This is a genomic window from Cupriavidus basilensis OR16 (assembly GCF_000243095.1).
GTDB lineage: Bacteria > Pseudomonadota > Gammaproteobacteria > Burkholderiales > Burkholderiaceae > Cupriavidus > Cupriavidus basilensis_D.
Genome location: NZ_AHJE01000016.1, coordinates 178,538 through 198,307 on the forward strand (window position 1 = coordinate 178,538; position 19,770 = coordinate 198,307).

The window sequence follows — 19,770 nt, forward strand, 5'->3', positions numbered from 1 at the left end:
GCGCTGTCTTGGGTAGCGTGAATGGATAAGGTCAGGCGAGCTTGCGATGCTCGCGCAGGTAGGCAACAAGCCCGCCTGCCGCGCGGATGGCCAGCACGATGTCCGGCACGGGTTCGCAGCGAATGCGGCGCGCGGGCGCGCCGCAGGCGTGGCCCACCGTCAGCTCGGCGCTGGCGCCGTCCAGGCACAGGGTCAGCGCGTTGCCTTCGGCAATGCCGGCGGTATCGGCGGTGACCAGCAGCAGGCCGTTGTTGATGGCATTGCGCCAGTAGGTGCGCGAGAAGCTGCGGGCCACCACTACGCGGATCCCGGCGGCGAGCACCACCGTGACCGCCACCTCCATCGCCGAGCCGCAGCCGAAGTTGTGCCCGGCCACCAGGATGTCGCCATCCGCCACGCTGGCGGCAAAGGCGGGATCCACGTCCTCCAGCAGGTAACGGCGCAGCACCTGCGGGTCCAGGCTGTCCTTCTTGCGGCTGGAGGCGATCAGGTAATCGGTATTGATGTCATCGCCTAGCAGGCGGGCGCGGCCGTGGATGACGGACGCGGCGCCGGCTGCGGCGTTGGATGCGGTCTGCTGCAATGTCATTGCGCCACCTCGCGCGGATCGACCAGGTGGCCGGTGACGGCGGCGCTGGCGCAGGCGCGCGGCGACGCCAGGAAAATCTCCGACGCTCGATTGCCCATGCGGCCCTTGAAATTACGGTTGGCGGTGGAGATCACGCGCATGCCGTCGGCGGGAATGCTGCCGCAGGTGCCGCAGCAGGCGCCGCAGCCAGGCGGCTGGATCTCCGCCCCGAACGCCGCGAACTCCGCCAGCAGGCCGTCGCTCTCCAGCTCCGCGCGGACCGCTTCCGATGCGGGCGTCACCACCAGCCGCACGCCAGGCGCCACGCCACCGCCCGCGCGCAGTACGTCCAGCGCTTCGCGGTAGTCCTTGCTGCGCCCGCCGGTGCAGGTGCCGAGGTAGACCATGCCAATCTTCAAGGCCGGCGCCTGCGCCAGATCGAGCACATCGTCCACGCGATGCGGCAACGCCACCTGCGGCGTGACGGCTGACAGGTCGAAGTCGAGCGTATCGACATAGGTCGCGTCATCATCCGCCGCCACCGGCACATAAGCCTGCGCAGTGCGCCCGGCGAGATAGGCCGCCGTGCAACCGTCGAAGGGAAACAGGCCCGCCTTGGCGCCCATCTCCACCGACATATTGGCCAGCACGATGCGGTCGTCCATATCGAGCGCGGCAAGACCGGGCCCGCCGAACTCCAGCGCAAGGTAGCTCGCGCCGCCCGCGCCGATGCGACGCGCCATGGCCAGCGCCAGGTCCTTGGCCGACGCGTACGCCGGCAAGGCGCCTTGCAGCCGGATACGCAGCGAGCCGGGCACCTTGAGCCAAAGCTGGTTGCACTGCAGGACGCCGGCCAGGTCGGATGAGCCGATGCCCGTTCCGAACGCGTTGAGCGCGCCGTAGCTCACCGCATGCGAGTCGGCCCCCACACGAGCTGGCCGGGCAGCGCCCGGCCGCGCTCCAGCATGAGCTGGTGGCCGATGCCCTCGCCCACCTCGAACACCCCGACGCCATGCGCCAGGGCGTAGTCCCGCGCGACGTCCTGCAGGGCCAACGCGCGCGCGCCGGAGCTTGGGCCGTAGTGATCCAGCGCAAAGACCACGCGTTCGGCCGAGCCGGTCCCGGCAAGGCCTCGCCCTGCGGCTGCATCTGCCGCAGGTAGTCGAGCGCCATGGGGATCGAGCCATCCGTGCCCATGGTGGCATCCGGCTCGCAGATCGCCAGGTCGCCGGCGCGCAGGTCGCGGCCGGCGGCGCGGGAGAGCAGCTTCTCCGCCAGGGTCCTGCCAGTGCGCGGCGTATCCGATGTCTTCATCGCCTTCATCGCCTTCATCGCCTTCATCGCCATCAGCGGATCAATTCAGCTTGAGGTTGGCGCTCTTGACGACCTTCCCCCATTTTTCATGTTCGGATTGAATCTGGCGGGCGAAGACTTCGGGCGAGCCGCCAACGGGCTCCACGCCAAGCTGCACCAGCTTGTCCCTGACCTCCTCGGTGGCGAGGATGTGATCGATCGCACGGTTGAGCTTGAGCACGATCGCGCGCGGCGTACCGGCAGGGGCCACCACGCCGCTCCATGACAGCGACTCGTAGCCCTTCAGCCCTGCCTCATCCACGGTCGGCACATTGGGCAGGCCAGGAAGGCGCTTGCGACTGGTCACCGCCAGCGCGCGCAGCTTGCCCTGCTGCACAAAGCCGATGGAGGAAGGCGCGTTATCGAACAGCATCGTCACCTGCCCGCCGAGCAGGTCAGTCAGCGCGGAGGCGCTGCCCTTGTAGGGCACATGCAGGATGTCAACGCCAGACATGGACTTGAACAGCTCGCCCGACAAATGCGTGGAGCTGCCCGGCCCCGACGAGGCAAAGCTGAGCGAGCCCGGCTTGCTCTTGGCCAGCGCCACCAGTTCCGGCACGGTGGTCACCGGCAGGCTCGGCGACACCACCAGGATGTTCGCGTTTTGCGTGACGTAGCTCACCGGCACGAAATCCTTGGCCACGTTGTAGCCCATGCGGCTGTACAGATGGTCGTTGATCGACAGCACGCCGGTAGCGCCCATCAGCAGCGTGTAGCCATCGGCCGGGGACTTGGCCACCAGTTCCGCGCCGATATTGCCGCTGGCGCCGGTCATCCAGCAGCTGGAAGAAGCGGTAGACCTGAAGATGTTCGACCGCACCACCCGGCGCGTGGCCCTGACCGAACACGCCGAGCGCTTCCGGGCCGAGGCGGAGAAAGTCGTCAACGGCTTCGACAGTTCGGTCTACGACCTGATGGCGCTGTCCCAGGGCAGCCGCGGGCATATCCGCATCGTCGCCGCCGCCTCGGTCATCAACCACTTCCTGGTCCGCGCCATCCCCAGGTTCCGCGAGAGCTATCCCGGCATCACCATCTCCCTGCGCAACCCCGTCGCCCGGCAAGCCGAGCGGCTGGTGCTGGAAGGCGAAGTGGATTTCGCCATCGACAGCAAATACCAGGGCCATGAAGGCCTCGACTACACGCCACTGGTCGCCGACTGCTACGGCGTGGTCTGCCACCGCGACCTGCCGCTGGCGCAACTGGAGCGCCCCGTGTGCTGGGCCGACCTGACGCCCGAACAATATGTCGGCTTCAGCGCGGACACCGGCATCGGCCACTTCCTGCGCAGCCACGCCGGCAACTGGCCCGTGCTCGGCGGCCAGCACGATGAAGTGGAAAGCACCAGTTCGCTGTTCGCCATGCTCAGCATGGGCAAGCAATACTCGGTGCTGCCGGCGCTGGCGAACAAGGGACGCGAGTATCCCGACCTGGTCTTCAGGGAATTGCACGAGCCGCTTTTGTCGCGGGAGATTTGCGTGATCACGCGGCCGTTGCGGTCGCTGTCACCGAGTGCGCAGCGGCTGCTGGGGATCTTGCTGGAGCAGATTCGGGGACAGGCCATGCCGGCAGGGGTGTCGGTGCAAGCAACATAGCAACGTCCCAGGCCCCCGGTTGAATGCCTCGTTGACAACCCTCGAGAGCGCAATGCCGTTCAGGATTGACTGAACGGCATAGCGTGAGACGCGCTCGATGCGGACCTCGCCCGCATCGAAGCCGCCGGCGGCACCGCCTCCGGCCACGTCGTCGACATGGCCGAGCGCGAATCGGTGGCGGCGTTCTTCGCCAGGCTTCCCCGCCTCGACTAACTCTTCGCACCCGGCGCCACCTACCAGGTCGCGTCCATCCACAGCGATGACCACGACGCGGTGCAAGCGGCGCCGCGCGGCGCGTCGTCGTCCTTCCCCGAATTCGCATACCATGCCGGAGTGCGCCGCGGGCCCGCCGCTCAGGATCGACGGCAGCGACGCTTAAAAGGAGAGGCAAGATGGACTATGTAAGGTTTGGCTCGACGGGGCTGACAGTCTCCCGGCTGTGCCTGGGCTGCATGACCTACGGCGTGCCCGAGCGCGGCAACCACCCCTGGACGCTTGGCGAAGAAGCCAGCCGCCCGCTGATCCGGCAGGCGATCGAGGCTGGCATCAATTTCTTCGATACCGCCAACGTGTATTCCGACGGCACCTCCGAGGAATTCGTCGGGCGCGCGCTGAAGGACTTCTCCAGCCGCGACGACGTGGTGATCGCCACCAAGGTGCATGGCCGCATGCGCCCCGGCCCCAATGGGGCCGGCCTGTCGCGCCGCGCCATCCTGGCCGAGATCGACAACAGCCTGCGCCGCCTCGGCACCGACCACGTCGACTTGTACCAGATCCACCGCTGGGATCCGCATACGCCCATCGAGGAAACCCTCGAAGCGCTCCACGACGTGGTCAAGGCGGGCAAGGCACGCTACATCGGCGCATCCTCGATGTATGCCTGGCAGTTCTCCAAGGCCATCCACACCTCGCGCCTGCACGGCTGGACGCAGTTCGCCAGCATGCAGGACCATGTGAACCTGCTCAACCGCGAAGAAGAGCGCGAGATGCTGCCGCTATGCGCCGCCGAGGGCATCGCGGTAATGCCGTGGAGCCCGCTGGCGCGCGGGCGCCTGACCCGGCCTTGGCATGCCGGCAGCGCCCGCGAGGAAAGCGACACATTTGGCAAGACGCTGTACCGCAATACCGAGGAGTCGGACCGCAAGGTGGTGGAGCAGGTGCACGCCATTGCGCAGGCGCGCGGCGTGCCGGCTGCCCAGGTGGCGCTGGCGTGGTTGTCGCAGAAGCGCGAGATCACCTCGCCGATCATTGGCGCGTCCAAGCCGCACCATATCGAGGACGCCGTGGCAGCACTCTCGCTCGGCCTCACGCTTGAGGAAATCGCCGCGCTGGAGGCGCCCTACGTGCCGCACGCGCCCGTGGGCTTCTGAAGCGGCAATGGCAACGACGGCCCCGGTGAACGACCGGCGGCCGGTCATTCGCCGGAGGGCTGCAAGGCCCCCGCGCCCGGGTCGCGCGTGAGCAGCCGCAAACCGCTGGCAATGCTGGCCACGCCCGCGAAGCCCGCACCAATTGCCAGCGCCAGCGTGGGGCCGTGGCGGCCCGCAATGCCGAAGCTGAGCGCGACCAGCGCCGCGCCGGTCGCCTGGCCAAGCAGGCGCGCGGTGGCAATCACACCGCTGGCGCCGCCGGCGCGCTCACGTGGCGCGCTCGACATCAGCGCCTTGAGGTTGGGCGACTGGAAAAAACCGAAGCCCGCGCCGCAGATGGCCATGCGGATGCCGATATCCAGCGCGCTGGGATGCGCCGGCAGCAGCGCCAGCGACGCCATGCCCATGCACATCACCGCCAGCCCCGCGCCGCCAAGCAAGCCCGGCGGATAGCGGTCCGACAGCCGCCCGGCCAGCGGTGCCATCAGCGCCACCACGGCCGACCACGGCGTCATCAGGAAGCCCGTCTCGATCGGGCTGCGCCCCAGCACGCTCTCGAAGTAGAACGGCAGCGACACAAAGGCCAGCCCCTGCGCGGCGAAGGAGCAGATCGCGGTCATGGTCGACAGCGCGAACATGGGCCGCTTGAGCAAATAGCATCGGCGCGGGATGGCCGCGCTCGCGGCGCAGCAGCAGCACGAACGCCACCAGGAACAAGGCCGCCGCCGCCAGCGACTGCGCCAGCGGCGCGCGTTGGGCCCCTCCCCAGCGCGAAGATCAGCGAAGCGAACATCACCACGTTCAGCCCCGCCGCGACGCGGTCAAAGCGATGCGCGCCACGCACTGTCTGGGGCAGCGCGGGCCAGGCGATGTAGAGCGCCAGCAGGCCGATCGGCAGGTTCACCGCGAACAGCCACGGCCACGGCCCCAGCGACAGGATGATCGAGGCCACCGTAGGCCCGACGGCAAACGACACGCCAACCACCAGCGCGTTGAGCCCGACGCCGCGCCCAAGCCGGTGCGGCGGAAAGATCGCGCTGATCAGCGCCGCGTTCACGCTCATGATGGCGCTCGCGCCCACGCCCTGCAGCAGCCGGGCGGCGACCAGCGTGGGCAGCGACCAGGAGAGTGCGCAGACCACCGACGCGACAATGAACAACATCAACCCGCCGAGATACACGCGCCGGTGCCCGACGATGCCGCCCAGCGCCGCGAACGGCAGCAGCGTGGCCACCATGGCAAGCTGGTAGGCATTGATGACCCAGACGGATGCCGCCGGGGTGGCGTGCAGCGAGGCCGCGATGTTGGGCAGTGCGGTGTTGGCGATCGCCGTATCGAGCGTAGCGAGTGAGACCGCCACCAGGATCGCGGCCATGCCGCGGCGCTCCAGCGCCGTCATGGGCGCGTCCGCCGCGCGAGGGTGGAGATTGGGTTCTGCTGTGTTCGACACTGTCTTTGCCGGTTACCGCCGCGCCCGGGCCGCGGCGCGCGATGCGCCTGCGCCCTGCGCGATTGTCTGATACATGCGCCCTGACCCGCCCTCTCGATGCGAGCGGGACCATGGCAAGCCGACACGATACGGGAAAACGCGAATACCTGCAGGCGGCGGTGGCGCCCGCGGATAGGCAAATCACGGCTAGAACGGTGCCTGGAGATGCACCGGCACTACGCTGCCGACCACACCGCCAGTTCGTAGCCATCCGGGTCCCGGAAGTGAAAACGCCGCCCGCCCGGGAACGAGAAAACCGCCCGGACCACGGTGCCGCCGGCTGCCTCCACGCCCCGCTGCGCCTGTGCCAGGTCATCCGCATACAGGATCACGAGCGGCCCGCCAGGGCGGATCGCTTCGCCCGTGGTGAAGCCACCGGTCAGCCGGCCATCGCTGAACTCGCAGTAAGCGGGGCCATAATCGGTGAAGGTCCAGCCGAAGGCGGCGCCATAAAATGCCTTGCTACGCGCGATGTCGCTGACGTTGAACTCGATGTTGTCGATCTGCCGGTCCTGGCCTCTGGTGCCCATGGCGAACTCCCTGGTGATGGATGAGAAACCGCATTTTCACCCGGATGCCGCGGCAAAGCTTGAACAGAAGGGCCACTCAATCCCCTGGCGCGCGCGACTGGCGCAGCAGGGCCAGCTGGCAAGGCGCTGGTCCGCACGCACTGGAAATGCGGCCGGAGCTCAGGCCGGGGCTGGGTTTCGCCGTAGCGCCCGACGGTGCCGGCGAGCGCGGGAGCGTCCAGCGCATTCCGCGAATCTGGCTGTTGCATTACTCTGTAGGTAGGTTCCCGAAGACGTTTTCGACGCTCGGGCATCGCGCCGGGATTGGCATCGCCCGATCCGCCCAAGGAGAAACGCATGAAAATTGGTTTGGTTTCGGACCTGCACCTTTCGGTCTATCCGATGGACTTTCCGACTCCCGATGTCGACGTGATGATACTGGCCGGCGACATCTGGCGCCCGCGGGAAGCCATGGCATGGGCCGCGGGCGCCAGCCTGCCAACCCTGTACGTGGCAGGCAACCACGAGTTCTACGGCAGCGACCTGGCCACCACCATGGACGCCCTGCGCGCCGGCGCGGCCGGCACGCGGGTGCAAGTGCTGGAGCGCTCGGAATGGCATTACCGCGGCGTGCGCTTCCTCGGTTGCACGCTGTGGTCCGACTACCGCTTGTTCTCCTCCCCGCAGCAGCGCGAAGACGGCCTGCGAGATGCCCAGTTGCTGATGCGCGACTTCTCCCGCATCCGCGTTGCACCGGATTTCGAGGAGCGCTTCACGCCCGCCACGTCGCAGGCGCTGTTCGCGGATTCGGTAGCCTGGCTGGCCGAGCGGTTCCACGCGCCCCACGACGGCCAGACCGTCGTCATCACGCACTTCGCGCCGTCACCGCTGAGCATCAGCCCCAAGTTCGCCGGCTCGCACCTGAACGCCAGCTTCGTCTCCGACCTGCGCCAGGAAATCTCGGCATGGCAGCCCGCCCTCTGGGTGCATGGCCACACCCATGACAGCTTCGACTATCAACTGGGCGCCACCCGCGTGGTGTGCAACCCGCGCGGCTACGCACGTGAAGGCAAGCTCGAAAACCCGCGCTTCAACCCTAACCTTGTCATCGAACTGTAATACCACGCCGGCCGGGGCCGCACCGAAGTTCGTGGCGCGAACACCGGCGTGATGCGCACCGGACAAGCTACCTGGGATTTTCCCTTGGTTTGAGATGCCCAACGCACTGTCAGACCTTTCGGCCCGCAGGGGCACTACGCCACGGCGGAAGTTGTCTGCTAATGTCTGCTCCGCAGGAAATCAAGGCAGGCGACGCCCGCCGCATCTCCTGCGCCGCCCGGGCCGGTCAAGCACCGGCCCCCTGGTCTGGCGGCAAGCTCGAAAGACAGGAGACAAAACAATGCAGCCTAAGGCTCTCGAACCGACGGAATCCGTAGTTCTTGCCTTGCTGGACAGCGTACGCGAATGGCAGCGCGTACTCGACCAGACGCTTTCCGACGCTGGTCTCGACTACCCGAAATGGATCTTGCTGCGCGCTATCCGCCAGCAGGAATTCGTTCGCCATGAGCCCTACCTGGGTCCGATGCTGATTTCCGCGACGCAGTCGGAGAGCCTGCTGGACACCTTGCACGCCGGCGACTGGATCGCATACGATCCTGCCGGCCAGCCATTCATTCCGGTCGAAGCCGAACCTCGGGTAGACCGTGTCTGGAAAGGGTTGAAGGCACTCCACTCCGTCTCGGTGGCCCCCTTCAGCGCTGAGGAACGCAGCGCGCTTACCGCCTCGCTCAGGCGCATGAAGGACACGTTGCGCGACCACAGCTTGCGGCTCGGGCGCCAGGCGGAACGCCGGGTCGAACCGACGCACGAAGGCGCCACCGCAAGCTCGCCCTCTCTCGCTTCCCCCCACCAAACAACGGCGACGCTTCGATGCGCTCAAGCATGCCGCGTGCCGCGCGGGTCGGTGGCCGGTTAGCCCTGACGATCAGGCGCGGCTGCGCAGCCTCGAAGATGGGGTTGGTGGTGCGCAGCGCCACCAACTCGCCCCTGGCGACTTCCTTCACCACGGAGTTCGAGGAGGTGAAGGTCAGGCCAAGGCGACACTCGACATAGCGCTTGAGCGTGAGGATGGAATTGGCGACGAAGCTGGGCGTGAGAACGATGTTCTCGGAGAGCTCGGCCATCTGGATCGGCTCTGTCACGTTGACGTAGCTGACGTAGCGGTCGCGTAAGCTGACGCGATGACGAGAACGAAATCGCTCTATCACGGCCACCAGTTCCCGGCGGCGGTCATTAGCCAAGCGGTGCGCTGATATTTTCGCTTCAACCTGAGCCTGCGCGACATCGAGGAACTGCTGTTTGAGCGCGCCGTGGTCGTGACCTACGAGACCATTCGCCACTGGTGTCACAAGTTTGGCGCCGGCTATGAAAGCACGGTACCCACCGAAATCGCAGACAGTGCCTGCGATTTCCGAACGCTGGGCAATTTCGCAGACGCTGTCAGCGAAATCCGCTCAGGGGGCCACGCCAGGTAAAAGGAACGCATCTGCTCCAAGTTGCGCTCGGAAAATCCTCGCCCGAATCGGGTGGACAAGTCGGCAGACAGCCGCTCGAAGTACCTTTCCCGCTATCGCCTCCACGGCACCTGGGACCGCCTTCCGCGGCCCCTCCCTCCTCGGCCCCTCCTGGCCGCGCCATTGCCCGCTTTGCACGCCATTCATCCGTCAAGAAAACCCCCACAGCGCGAGAGCGTCACTTCGCGGCACTTGAGAATTTAAATACTAATCATTATCATTTGCTTTTAGGAATTTTCGGAACCTGTCATGCAAGTGCTCGCCGCGCTGCTGGGACTGGGCGGCGCGGGGTGCCTCTATCTCGCGTCACCCAACCAGCGCCTACTGCCATCCGTTGCAACCACACAAGCGCCCGGCCGCGGCACGCGTCTGTGCTGTGCTGCGACGCTTGCTGTCGCCATCTCCGGGTGGGCCTGGAGCACGACGCAAGGCTGGCCCTCGGCCATCGCGGCCACGCTTGCCACCGTTGGCACCGGTCTGTCGCTGTGGCCATTCATGGGTGCGTGGCTCGATGCCCGACGCCAGCGCCGCGCGAAGGCCTCCCGATGAGGGCGGCCACATCGCGCGTGCCGCGAAAACCTCAGTCGGGCATGGGCACCAAATGGCTGGCCGGCTCGCTGCTCGGCTTTCCGCTGGCCGTGGCGCTGTGCGCGCTGGCCGTGATAGGGCTGCCAGGCGGCTGGCAGAGCGGCGCCGTCGGCGCGTTGCTTGCCTGCTTGCCACTGTGGGTAGCGATCATCAGCGCCGCGCTGCTCTTTCGCAGCAGCCGCGCGGCCTGGTTCTGGCTGGCCGTCGCCAACGTAGCGGCATACGCAGCGCTCTGGGCCTGGCGCCTGCTGGCGGCGGGCACGGCATGAAACGGCACACCGGGAACTACGCATGAAAGCCGCCATGCTGCGCCTTTACCGGACGCTTCACACCTGGGTCGGCCTGATGGCTGGCTGAGCCTTGTTCATCGCCTTCTTCGCGGGCGCCATCACGGTTTTCCACGAGGAACTGCACACCTGGCAGTCGCCGCACCGCTCAGTAGCCGACCGGCCCCTCTCGCAGGAAGCCGATCCCGCCGCGCTGGACCGCTTCATGACCGCGCTGGTTACGGCCCACCCCAAAAGCGCCGACAGCGCCTACGTGACGCTGCCGACCGTGCATGAGCCCGAATTCACAGCGTACTGGCAGGACAAGGACGGCACGTGGATGACCAGCAGTTCCACCAAGCTCGGAGCCGGCCGGAATTCGCCGGAGGACACCGCGCTCGACGCCATCCAGGGCGAACTGGCCGCGTTCCTCAACAGCCTGCACTACTCACTGGGGGTGCCGGTGGCCGGCAACTACTTCATGGGCGTCATCTCCGTGCTCTACGGCCTGGCGCTGGTGTCCGGCGTGCTGCTGCACTTGCCGCGCCTGAAGGCGGACCTGTTCGCGGTGCGGCACGGCCGCAACCTCAAGCGGTTCTGGATGGACGCCCACAACGTGGTGGGCCTGTTCAGCCTGCCGTTCCACCTGGTCTTCGCCATCACCGGCGCGTTGCTGTGCCTGGCGATGGTACTGGTCATGGTATTCAACGTGCTCGCGTTTGATGGCAAGCTGTTCGAGGCGCTGCCGCGCCTGACCACCGCCTCGCCGGAACTGAAGGCCGCGGGCCAGCCGGCGCAGATGCTGCCGGCGGCCACGCTGATGTCGGCGGCACGCGCGAGCGCTGGCGAGCGTTTCACCCCCCTGTCAATCCGCTACCAGCACTACGGCGACGCCAACGCACTGGTCGAGATCCGCGGCGACACCACGCGCGCGCTCGGCAACTACGGCTCGGTCTCGGTCCATGCCGCCGCCGCCCGGGCCGACAGCGGCAACGTGCTGGCCGACCAGACTCCGCAGGGGCGCGACGCCAACCACGCCATCTACAGCGCGATTTACGCGCTACATTTCGGCACCTATGGCGACCTGGCGGTGCGCCTGGTCTACCTGCTGGCCGGCCTGGCCGGCGCATTCCTGTTCTATTCCGGCAACGTGCTGTGGATCGAGTCGCGCCGCAAGACGCACCAGCAAGCGCAGCCGCGCGTGCACCGGCTGCTGGCGCAGGCAACCGTGGGCGTGTGCATAGGCTGCTGCATCGGCGTGGCCGCTGCGTTCTGCGGCGCGCTGATCTGGCCTGAGCACACAGCTGGCTGGCACTACTTCCCGGCGTTCTTCGCCGCCGTGGCATGGGCGCTACTGCGCCCGCCCGCGCGCGCCGCCACCGAGTTGCTGACGGTCGCCGCCATCGGCGCGCTGCTGGTGCCGGTGGTCAATGCGGCGGTCACGGGTGACTACCTGTGGACCGCAGCTCTGGCGGGCCACTGGGCCGTGGCCAGCTTCGATTTCGGTGCGCTGACGCTGGCCTGCGGCTTTGCGGCGCTGGCCCTGGTCACGTGCCGCCGGGCCCGCAATGGGCCGCGGCACTCGGTGTGGGCGCTGCCGGCACGCGGCGATCCCGCGCCCAACAAGGTACCGGCCTGAGTGGCCGAACCATCCTGAGCGCGGCTCCGGCCGCGTTCCCAAGCGATTCGTCGCACCCCTCGGGGCCTGCTGCCGCGCCGGTCCTACCTTAACGTTTCCCAGGAATCTTCTCCCATGTCCTCCCTCCGCCCTTCGCAATGGCGCGCCGCTGCACGCGCGCCTGCACTTCGTCTCTCGCCGATTGCGAGCGCCGTACTGGGCCTGACATTGGCCTTGGCCGCGCTACCGGCACTGGCCCAAGCCCAGGCCAGCGCGAGCGCTGACACTACACTGCCGACCGCCACCGTCACCGCGACGCGCAGCACGGAGCCGCCCAAGGTGGAACGCGTGAGCGGCGGGGCGCTGGGCGACCGCAAGCCGGTCGACACGCCGTTCTCGGTAGTCGGGGTCACCAGCGAGGAGCTCCAGGACCGCATGGCGCTGACCGCCAACGATGTCTTCAAGTACGACCCGTCGGTATCCATCCTTGGCGACAACACGCGCACCGAGAACTCGTACTTCGCCGTGCGCGGCATGCGCGTCGACCAGCTCAACGGCACCAAGGTCGATGGCCAGAACTTCGTCAACTGGGACACCGACATCCCGCTCGAGCCGTTCGAACAGGTGGAACTGCTGAAGGGACTTTCCGGATTCATGTACGGCTTCGGTTCGCCGGGCGGCATCATCAACTACGTGGTCAAGCGTCCAACCGACACCCCCTATCGCCAGTTCACGTTCGGCTACCAGGCCAACAACATCTGGAGCGAGAAGCTGGATCTTGGCGGGCGCTTCGGCGTGGATGACCGGTTCGGCTACCGCATCAACGCGGTCAACGAGGATGGCAATTCGGTCGACCCGAACGTCCACGTGCGGCGCCAGGTGTTCTCGCTGGCCACGGACTTTCGCATCACACCGGACCTGACGTGGTCGGCCGACGTCATGCACTGGAAGCGCAAGACCAGCGGCGCGATCTTCGGCATGTCGTTTGCCTCCGACGTGTCCGTGCCAAGCGCCAGCAAAGTGGCGCGCAACCTGGCCCAGCCGTTCTCGACCCACGAAACCGACATGACGACGGTCGGCACCGGCCTCGACTACCGCATCAACGACGCCTGGAAGGCCAGCTTCAAATACCGTTTCGTGCGTCAGAACCGCCTGAACGCGGACAGCTTCCTGTTTGTCGAGGACGCGGCGGGCAACTTCTCCGACACGCAATACAAGTGGAAGACGGCCTACTACTACCAGGCCTACGATGCCATGGTGCAAGGCAAGTTCGACACCGGCGGCATCAAGCATGAAGTGGTGGCCGGCGTCGGCTACCAGACGCAGGTGCGCGAACTGGACTCCGGCATCGGCGGCAACGGGATCTACCTGGGCCAGAACAATCTGTACAACCCCGTGCTGCTGCCCGAGCAGCCGGGCGTAGGCACTGGCTACATGCCCTACCGCGACTACAAGATCACGCAGAAGTCGCTCTACCTGAGCGACACCATCCAGTTCACCCAGCGCTTCTCGGTCCTGGCCGGCCTGCGCTACACGGACTTCGACCAGAGCAACTATGATCCCTCGGCACAGACCACGTCGCGGTACAAGGCCAGCCCGGTCTCGCCAACCGTGGCGCTGATGTACAAGACGGATGACTTCTCTACCGTGTACTTCAGCTATGTGCAGGCGCTCGAGCAAGGCGGTTCGGCGAGCATCACCAACGCCAACTACCCGCAGGTCTACGGCCCGCTCAAGAGCAAGCAGTACGAACTGGGCTTCAAGACCGATCGCAGCGGCTGGGGCGCCAACGTGGCCCTGTTCCGCGTGGACCGCGGCTACGAGTACACGAACACGTCGAACGTGTTCGTGCAGGACGGCACGCAGCGCTTCACCGGTCTCGACACCAGCGGCTGGGTGCGCTTCGCGCGCGATTTCCGCTTGCTGGGCGGCGTGATGTGGCTCAACGCCAAGGCGACCGGCGTCGACGATCCGGCCATCAACGGCAATCGCGTGTTCGCCACGCCGCAGTACATCGCCACTGCACGCATCGAGTACGACAGCCCGTTCCTGCGCGGCCTGACGCTGTCTGCGGGCGCCAAGATCACCGGCGACATGTACGTGAACTCGGCCAACACGCAGAAGGTGCCTTCGTACACCACGATGGACCTCGGCGCCCGCTACCTGACGAAGGTTGCCGGCAAGGCCGTCACGCTGCGCGCCGCCGTCACCAACCTGACGGACAAGCGCTTCTGGACGACCACTTACGACGGCTTTGTGTTGCCAGGCGCATCGCGCACGTTCCTGGCCAACGCGAGCGTGCAGTTCTGATCTTGCATCGTTTCCTCCCATGAAGAACGACGCATCGAAGATCTTCTGGCCAAAGGCTGCTCGCGCTTGCTCCGGCTCGCTCAGCCATTCGCTGTAAAGCGTGTACAAGACCGATTCGGTGCTGTAGTTGAGCGCACCGGATTTGCGCTCCCTGCCCTATCGGCACATTCGCCGGCCCAAATGGCCGATCGATGCCTGAACAAAAAAAGGCGGCGGACGCGCCCAGACGCGCGCCCGCCGCCTTCACGGCATCAAGCCTCCATCAAGCCATCTTCAGACCTTCTTCAGACCTTCTTCAGACCTTCTTCAAGCCTTCTTCACCCACGCGCTGCACCAGCCCTTGGTCGCGACCTGCTTGCCGGCAAACAGCGGGCAGCCGCCGCTTGCGTCCGCCGCCTTACCCTGGAAGAGCTGGCAGTTGCCGCAATGCTGGCTGGCGTCATGCTTCGGGTACTTGGCCTTGTCCACCTTCGACGAATCCGCCTTGTAGCCAAGGCCGACCGCCTGCGGGTCCTTTTCATCCACCATCGGGCCGCTGCCCTGCGCCCGGGCCGGCAGGGAAACGCCCAGCGCGCCGGCCGCCGCGATGATCGGAATGCCTTTCAAAAAATGACGACGAGTTGACATCTTTATTCCTTTTTTCTGTGGGGGACAAACCGGACAGGGCCGCGCCTCGTGCAACCACGCAAGCCACCGTCCGTCAAGCATCGGCGCGCCCAGGACGGCGGGCGCCGGATACCAGCCCGGACGCAGGCCGCGCCCCGGCAAGAAACCAGGTGCCAGACACGCCGATTCAAAGTGCGCGCGGCCGGCACCCGGAACCGCCGTCATGGCCGGCTCCAGGCTGGTATCCCGATTGAGTTTAGACGACGGCGATTACGTTGACGTTGCGCGTAGTCATGGACGCGATGGATCGATGACTACGCGCACCCGCGAACCGGCGGCCCACTCGCGGGGGACTGGATCAGGCTGGCCAGAACGTTCTAGCGCTCTGCGCCCTTATCGACTATCGCGCCGTTGGGCGCGACCAGGTAGAAGTCCGCGCCGACGCCCACCCAGTGATGGCCCTTCGATGGCTTGGGCAAATGGTATGAATGCCAGTCATCCACTACATATTGACGGTCACGGTACTCCGCGGGGAGCCTGTCGCCCTTATGCCACTGGCCGGGCCCGCTACGCGCGTTGTTGCGGTCATCACCCTGGGCCCCGCGGGCATCAAAGGGCGGCTCCGACTGGCCTCGATATTGGTAACCACGGTCGGGGCCGCGGTCCGGCTGCGCAAAACCCTGGGCCGAGACCAGGAACCCGCCGGCGAGCATCACGCTCAACAGCAGTTTGCTTTTCACGGTTTTCGTCATCAGGCACTCCATTTTATTGGCCGCGATGCCCGCAGTGGCCACGTTGGCCCCAGCAGGGCATCCTCAACAGGGCGGGAAGCGCGAGCAGTCCACGCGCATGGCTAGCCGCAATGTCCTGGCTCGCATCTTCGATGCCCGGCTTAAGAATAGTGGCTGCGGCGCAGGATGGAGTACGAGAAGCGCCGGATCAGGCGCTCGTCGTGCTTACGCGGAGGAAAACAGCGGCGCCGAAGGGCACTGGCAGGAACACGGTGGCGGTAGATACCCGCCATCCGTGCACGCATTTCAACCCGGCAGGGCCGGTCATACGCCCCATGCTACGACCTGAACGGCGCGAAAGCAGCGCCGGCATCACAGGCCATGGCACCAGCGATCAGGCGTGCGCGCCGTGCGCCGAGCCGCCAAAACGGTGTTGCCCCGGCGCCAAGTCGTCGGGGGTCGGGTCCAGCTTGAACTCGCCCACCGCGTTCTGCAGCTGGTGCGCCTGTTCCGCCAGCGCCAACGCGGCGGCGGCGGCTTGCTCCACCAGCGCGGCGTTCTGCTGCGTGACCGCGTCCATTTGCATCACGGCTTGATTGACCTGCTCGATGCCGCCGCTCTGCTGCGCCGACGCTACCGAAATCTCGCCCAGGATGGTGGTGACCTGGCGGGACGCCGTGACGATCTCGCGCATGGTCTGGCCAGCATGCTCTACCCGCGCGGAGCCGTTGCGCACCTGCTCCACCGAGTCACCGATCAGGCCGCGGATTTCCTTGGCCGCCGCGGCGCTGCGCTGCGCCAGCGTGCGCACCTCGCCCGCCACCACGGCAAAACCGCGTCCTTGCTCGCCGGCGCGCGCGGCTTCCACGGCAGCATTGAGCGCCAGGATATTGGTCTGGAACGCGATGCCCTCGATCACGTCGATGATGTCGACGACCTTCTTGGAACTGGCGCTGATCGCCTGCATGGTGTCCACCACCTCGCCAACCACGGTGCCGCCGCGCTGCGCGATTTGCGAGGCATTGGCGGCCAGTTCGTTGGCCGCGTGCGCGCGCTCGGTATTCTGCCTGACCATGGCGGTCAGTTCGCCCATGCTCGACGCCGTTTCCTGCAGCGCCGAGGCCTGCTCCTCCGTGCGCTGCGAGAGGTCGGTATTGCCGGCCGCGATCTGCTTCGAGGCGTCGGTGATGGAATCGGTCGATTCCTTGATGCGGGTCACCAGGTCCGTGAGCATGTCCTCCATCTCACCCATGCCGGCCAGCAAGCGGCCGAACTCGCCCTTGCGCTCGGTTTCGAATTCCTTGCTGAGGTCGCCGGAGGCCACGGTCTCTGCGATATAGACGGCCTCGCCTAGCGGCTCGGAGATGCTGCGCGCGATGCCGTAGGTAAAGGCGGCGCCAACCAGAAACGCGACAAACCATAGGGTAAACATCAGGGTGCGTGCGCCGTCGATGGCCTGTTGCGCGTCGCCGCCGCTCGCGCCAGGCAGGCGGTCCAGCCCGGCCGCGATTGCCGCGGCCATCAAGAGCAAAACCACCGCGTATCCCAGGCCGAGGCGTGTACGGATGGTCAGGTTGGCAAATGACATCATTGCTGCATCTCCCCTTTTTTATGTGGACTTCGCCTGCTTCGTCGCTTGTATATCGGCGATGCGCGAAGAAACTTTAGGAGAAATGCTGGATGCCCGAATCCGCTCCGTGCGCGAGGCCCGCTCAGCCGGGGAGATGACCCGGCTGAGCGCCGTCGCCCGCGCGGCTGCCCGCGGGGAAATGCACGCCGGCGCGCTGGGCCGCCCGCACGATGTGATCGGACATGGCACGCTGCGCCAGGCTGGCGTCGCCCGCGGCCAGCGCGTCGATGATGGCGCAATGCTCCGTGTAGGTGGCATGGCGGCTGCCGCGCTGGTAGAACGGCAAGCGCTGGCTTTCCTGCATCACGTCGGTGCTGTTGCGCAGGATGTCGGCGATGGCGCGGTTGCCGGCGATCGCGATGATGCGCATGTGGAAATCAAAGTCCAGCCGGGCGGCCTGCGTGAAGTCGGATGCGTCGATGCAGCCCCGCATGGCCTCGGCGTTCTCGCGCAGCGCGTCGATGTCTTCCGGCAGCAGCGCGGCCGCGGCCAGCCCCACGGTGAAGCCCTCCAGCGCGAAGCGCAGCTGGTAGATATCGGTCAACGAATGCGACTTGGAGAAACGCCACGGCGGCGGCGTGCCGTCGCCGGCATCGGCGGCCACATACACGCCCTTGCCAGGGCGCGACACCACCAGCCCCAGCCCCTGCAACGTAGACAACGCCTCACGCAGCGAGGTGCGGCTGATGCCGAGTTGCTCCGACAGGTCGCGCTGCGAGGGCAACAGCGACCCGGCCGGATACTTGCCGCCCTCGATCCACTCGCGGATCAGGTTCGCGGCATTGGCGGAGATGGCGGTAGCTGTGACCATTGGGTGCGATGAAGTCCTGCGCGGGATAGTGAACGTTGGGCGGCCAGCGCTGGCGCCGGATCGACGGCAAATTGTACTCGACGGCCTGCCCCGGGGCAGGCCGTCGCGCACCTGGCTGGCTTACCTGTTCACCAGCCGCGCCGGCACCGTATAGGTCAGCGCCGCGCCGCAAAGCAGCACGCCAGCCAATACGAACATGGCCAGGTTGGTGCTCTGCGTCGCATCCTTGATCAGGCCAATCATGTAGGGGCTGACAAAGCCCGCCAGGTTGGCGAACGAGTTGATCATGGCGATGCCGGCAGCGGCGCCCGCGCCGGACAGCAGCGCGGTCGGCAAGCTCCAGAACAACGGCGACGTAGCCAGGCTGCCGCCCGCGGCCAGCGCCAGCGCCGCCAGGGAGAGCACCACGTTGTCGCTGAAGATCGCGCTCAGCGCCAGGCCGGCGGCGCCGCAGCAGAACGGCACGATCAGGTGCCAGCGGCGTTCACGCATGCGGTCGGAGCTGCGGCTGACCAGGATCATCGAACACACCGCGACGGAGAACGGGATGGCCGTCAGCAGGCCAATGTTCAGCGCGCCGCTCACGCCGGATTGCCGGATCAGGGACGGCAGCCAGAACGTCAGCCCGTACTGGCCCATCACCGTGCAAAAGCAGATGCAGGCCATCTTGATGATGCGGCGGTCGGAGAAGAGCTGGCGCATCGTCATGTGCCCGCCCTTGGCCGCGTTCTCGTTGGCGATATTGCGCTCCAGCAGGTCTTTCTCGCCCTGCGTGAGCCAGCGCGCCGAGCGGATGTTGTTGTCCAGGTAGGCCAGCACGGCAACGCCGACCAGCAGCGAAGGCAGCGCCTCGATCAGGAACATCCATTGCCAGCCGCGCAGCCCCGCCACGCCCTGCATGGACTCCATGATGAAGCCGGAGAGCGGACCGCCAAAGATGCCCGACACCGGGATCGCGCACATGAACAATGCCACCATGCGCGCGCGGCGGTGCGACGGGAACCAGTAGGTCAGGTACAGGATCATGCCGGGATAGAAGCCTGCCTCGGCCGCGCCGAGCAGGAAGCGCAGCACGTAGAACTGCGTGGTGCTTTGCACGAACACCATCGCCGCGGAGATCACGCTCCACATGATCATGATGCGAGAGATGGTCGCCCTGGCGCCGATGCGATGCATCAGCACGTTGCTCGGCACTTCGAAGAAGAAGTACCCGATGAAGAACAGGCCAGCGCCCAGCCCGTAGGCGGACTCGCTGAACTGCAGGTCGCCCAGCATATGCAGCTTGGCAAACCCCACGTTGACGCGGTCCAGGTAGGCCACGACATAACAGAGCATCAGGAACGGCAGCAGGCGCCACGCTACCTTGCGGTAGACGGCGTTTTCCTGCGCCGCCGTCGCGTGGGCGGCGGCGGGCTCGGGGGCTAGCGATGGGGCGGTGGTCAAGGACACAGCGGTTTCCTCCTCGGGTGGCTCGGCTTGTTGTCTCAACTGGTATTACCAGTCTGTTTTCTAATGAATGACGAAGGATACGTCCCAGGCAAAACCAGGAAAACCGGCGTAAACCCTGCATAAAATGCGCCTTGACGCCAATCATGGGCAACTGGATACTAGCACTACTGGTATTACCAGTTGATCGGCCAGCTGATTTGCAAGTTGATCCATCAGGTGAATTTCACGGGTTGGCCAGCCGCCTGCCCGGCCACTCATTACCCATGACGAAGAGGAAAAACGTGTCTGCTCCCGACGAGACGGCGAT

General features: G+C 66.3%; 19 protein-coding genes and 2 pseudogenes. 9 read left to right on the forward strand and 12 right to left on the reverse strand.

Features of this window, described 5'->3' with window-relative positions; genetic code table 11:
- Nucleotides 1-31: 31 nt before the first annotated feature.
- From OR16_RS06445 to OR16_RS06455, 4 genes are all read right to left on the reverse strand, one after another.
- Nucleotides 32-589: an alpha-IPM isomerase gene (locus tag OR16_RS06445; RefSeq protein WP_006157156.1), complete on the reverse strand. Its 558-nt coding sequence runs from the start codon at nucleotides 587-589 to the stop codon at nucleotides 32-34.
- Nucleotides 586-1,497: an aconitase family protein gene (locus tag OR16_RS06450; RefSeq protein WP_237716955.1), complete on the reverse strand. Its 912-nt coding sequence runs from the start codon at nucleotides 1,495-1,497 to the stop codon at nucleotides 586-588. The genes OR16_RS06445 and OR16_RS06450 overlap by 4 nt, the downstream gene beginning before the upstream one ends.
- Nucleotides 1,473-1,670: a hypothetical protein gene (locus OR16_RS45415; protein WP_237716956.1), complete on the reverse strand. Its 198-nt coding sequence runs from the start codon at nucleotides 1,668-1,670 to the stop codon at nucleotides 1,473-1,475. The genes OR16_RS06450 and OR16_RS45415 overlap by 25 nt, the downstream gene beginning before the upstream one ends.
- Before the next feature lie 252 nt (nucleotides 1,671-1,922).
- Nucleotides 1,923-2,696: a Bug family tripartite tricarboxylate transporter substrate binding protein gene (locus OR16_RS06455; protein WP_006157157.1), complete on the reverse strand. Its 774-nt coding sequence runs from the start codon at nucleotides 2,694-2,696 to the stop codon at nucleotides 1,923-1,925.
- Between OR16_RS06455 and OR16_RS06460 the strand changes: the two genes are divergently transcribed.
- Both OR16_RS06460 and OR16_RS06465 read left to right on the forward strand, forming a co-directional pair.
- Entirely contained in the window at nucleotides 2,653-3,513 is an 861-nt protein-coding gene (locus OR16_RS06460) for a LysR substrate-binding domain-containing protein (protein ID WP_237716957.1), read from the forward strand. The genes OR16_RS06455 and OR16_RS06460 overlap by 44 nt on opposite strands.
- Before the next feature lie 392 nt (nucleotides 3,514-3,905).
- Nucleotides 3,906-4,883 carry an aldo/keto reductase gene (locus OR16_RS06465; RefSeq protein WP_006157159.1) on the forward strand — a complete coding sequence of 326 codons (978 nt, stop codon included), beginning with the start codon at nucleotides 3,906-3,908 and terminating at the stop codon, nucleotides 4,881-4,883.
- 44 nt (nucleotides 4,884-4,927) lie between these two features.
- Here the strand turns inward: OR16_RS06465 and OR16_RS06470 are convergent.
- Both OR16_RS06470 and OR16_RS06475 read right to left on the reverse strand, forming a co-directional pair.
- Nucleotides 4,928-6,282: pseudogene (locus tag OR16_RS06470) on the reverse strand (MFS transporter).
- 266 nt (nucleotides 6,283-6,548) lie between these two features.
- Nucleotides 6,549-6,902 (reverse strand): VOC family protein, encoded by a 354-nt coding sequence (locus OR16_RS06475; RefSeq protein WP_006157160.1) that lies wholly within the window; start codon nucleotides 6,900-6,902, stop codon nucleotides 6,549-6,551.
- Between the two features lie 336 nt (nucleotides 6,903-7,238).
- Here OR16_RS06475 and OR16_RS06480 point away from each other — a divergent pair, with 336 nt between their 5' ends.
- From OR16_RS06480 to OR16_RS40980, 3 genes and pseudogenes are all read left to right on the forward strand, one after another.
- On the forward strand, nucleotides 7,239-8,000 hold the full coding sequence (locus tag OR16_RS06480; RefSeq protein WP_006157161.1) for a metallophosphoesterase: 762 nt from the start codon (nucleotides 7,239-7,241) through the stop codon (nucleotides 7,998-8,000).
- A 280-nt stretch (nucleotides 8,001-8,280) separates the two neighbouring features.
- Entirely contained in the window at nucleotides 8,281-8,856 is a 576-nt protein-coding gene (locus tag OR16_RS44465; protein ID WP_050982903.1) for a hypothetical protein, read from the forward strand.
- Nucleotides 8,857-9,121: 265 nt separating this feature from the next.
- Nucleotides 9,122-9,319: pseudogene (locus OR16_RS40980) on the forward strand (IS6 family transposase); the annotation flags it as partial.
- On the opposite strand, the gene OR16_RS40985 reads toward OR16_RS40980, so the two are convergent.
- Nucleotides 9,304-9,486 carry a DUF1016 N-terminal domain-containing protein gene (locus tag OR16_RS40985; protein ID WP_081488701.1) on the reverse strand — a complete coding sequence of 61 codons (183 nt, stop codon included), beginning with the start codon at nucleotides 9,484-9,486 and terminating at the stop codon, nucleotides 9,304-9,306. The pseudogene OR16_RS40980 and the gene OR16_RS40985 overlap by 16 nt on opposite strands.
- A gap of 217 nt (nucleotides 9,487-9,703) precedes the next feature.
- Between OR16_RS40985 and OR16_RS06490 the strand changes: the two genes are divergently transcribed.
- From OR16_RS06490 to OR16_RS06505, 4 genes are all read left to right on the forward strand, one after another.
- Entirely contained in the window at nucleotides 9,704-10,003 is a 300-nt protein-coding gene (locus tag OR16_RS06490) for a hypothetical protein (protein ID WP_006157163.1), read from the forward strand.
- A 41-nt stretch (nucleotides 10,004-10,044) separates the two neighbouring features.
- Nucleotides 10,045-10,311, forward strand: a complete 267-nt coding sequence (locus tag OR16_RS06495) for a hypothetical protein (RefSeq protein WP_006157164.1) — start codon at nucleotides 10,045-10,047, stop codon at nucleotides 10,309-10,311.
- Between the two features lie 91 nt (nucleotides 10,312-10,402).
- Complete coding sequence (locus tag OR16_RS06500) at nucleotides 10,403-11,947, forward strand: PepSY-associated TM helix domain-containing protein (protein WP_006157165.1); 1,545 nt, start codon at nucleotides 10,403-10,405, stop codon at nucleotides 11,945-11,947.
- A gap of 114 nt (nucleotides 11,948-12,061) precedes the next feature.
- Entirely contained in the window at nucleotides 12,062-14,236 is a 2,175-nt protein-coding gene (locus tag OR16_RS06505; RefSeq protein ID WP_006157166.1) for a TonB-dependent siderophore receptor, read from the forward strand.
- 306 nt (nucleotides 14,237-14,542) lie between these two features.
- On the opposite strand, the gene OR16_RS06510 is transcribed toward OR16_RS06505, so the two are convergent.
- The 5 genes from OR16_RS06510 to OR16_RS06530 all read right to left on the reverse strand — a co-directional run bounded on the left by OR16_RS06510 (nucleotide 14,543) and on the right by OR16_RS06530 (nucleotide 19,457).
- Nucleotides 14,543-14,863, reverse strand: coding sequence for a high-potential iron-sulfur protein (locus OR16_RS06510; protein ID WP_043354321.1), 321 nt, complete (start codon nucleotides 14,861-14,863; stop codon nucleotides 14,543-14,545).
- Nucleotides 14,864-15,219: 356 nt separating this feature from the next.
- Nucleotides 15,220-15,594, reverse strand: coding sequence for an RcnB family protein (locus OR16_RS06515; RefSeq protein WP_043418678.1), 375 nt, complete (start codon nucleotides 15,592-15,594; stop codon nucleotides 15,220-15,222).
- 373 nt (nucleotides 15,595-15,967) lie between these two features.
- Nucleotides 15,968-17,164, reverse strand: coding sequence for a methyl-accepting chemotaxis protein (locus OR16_RS06520; protein WP_006157169.1), 1,197 nt, complete (start codon nucleotides 17,162-17,164; stop codon nucleotides 15,968-15,970).
- A 121-nt stretch (nucleotides 17,165-17,285) separates the two neighbouring features.
- Nucleotides 17,286-18,014, reverse strand: coding sequence for a FadR/GntR family transcriptional regulator (locus OR16_RS06525; protein ID WP_006157170.1), 729 nt, complete (start codon nucleotides 18,012-18,014; stop codon nucleotides 17,286-17,288).
- A 120-nt stretch (nucleotides 18,015-18,134) separates the two neighbouring features.
- Complete coding sequence (locus tag OR16_RS06530; RefSeq protein ID WP_043418769.1) at nucleotides 18,135-19,457, reverse strand: MFS transporter; 1,323 nt, start codon at nucleotides 19,455-19,457, stop codon at nucleotides 18,135-18,137.
- Nucleotides 19,458-19,770: the final 313 nt, after the last annotated feature.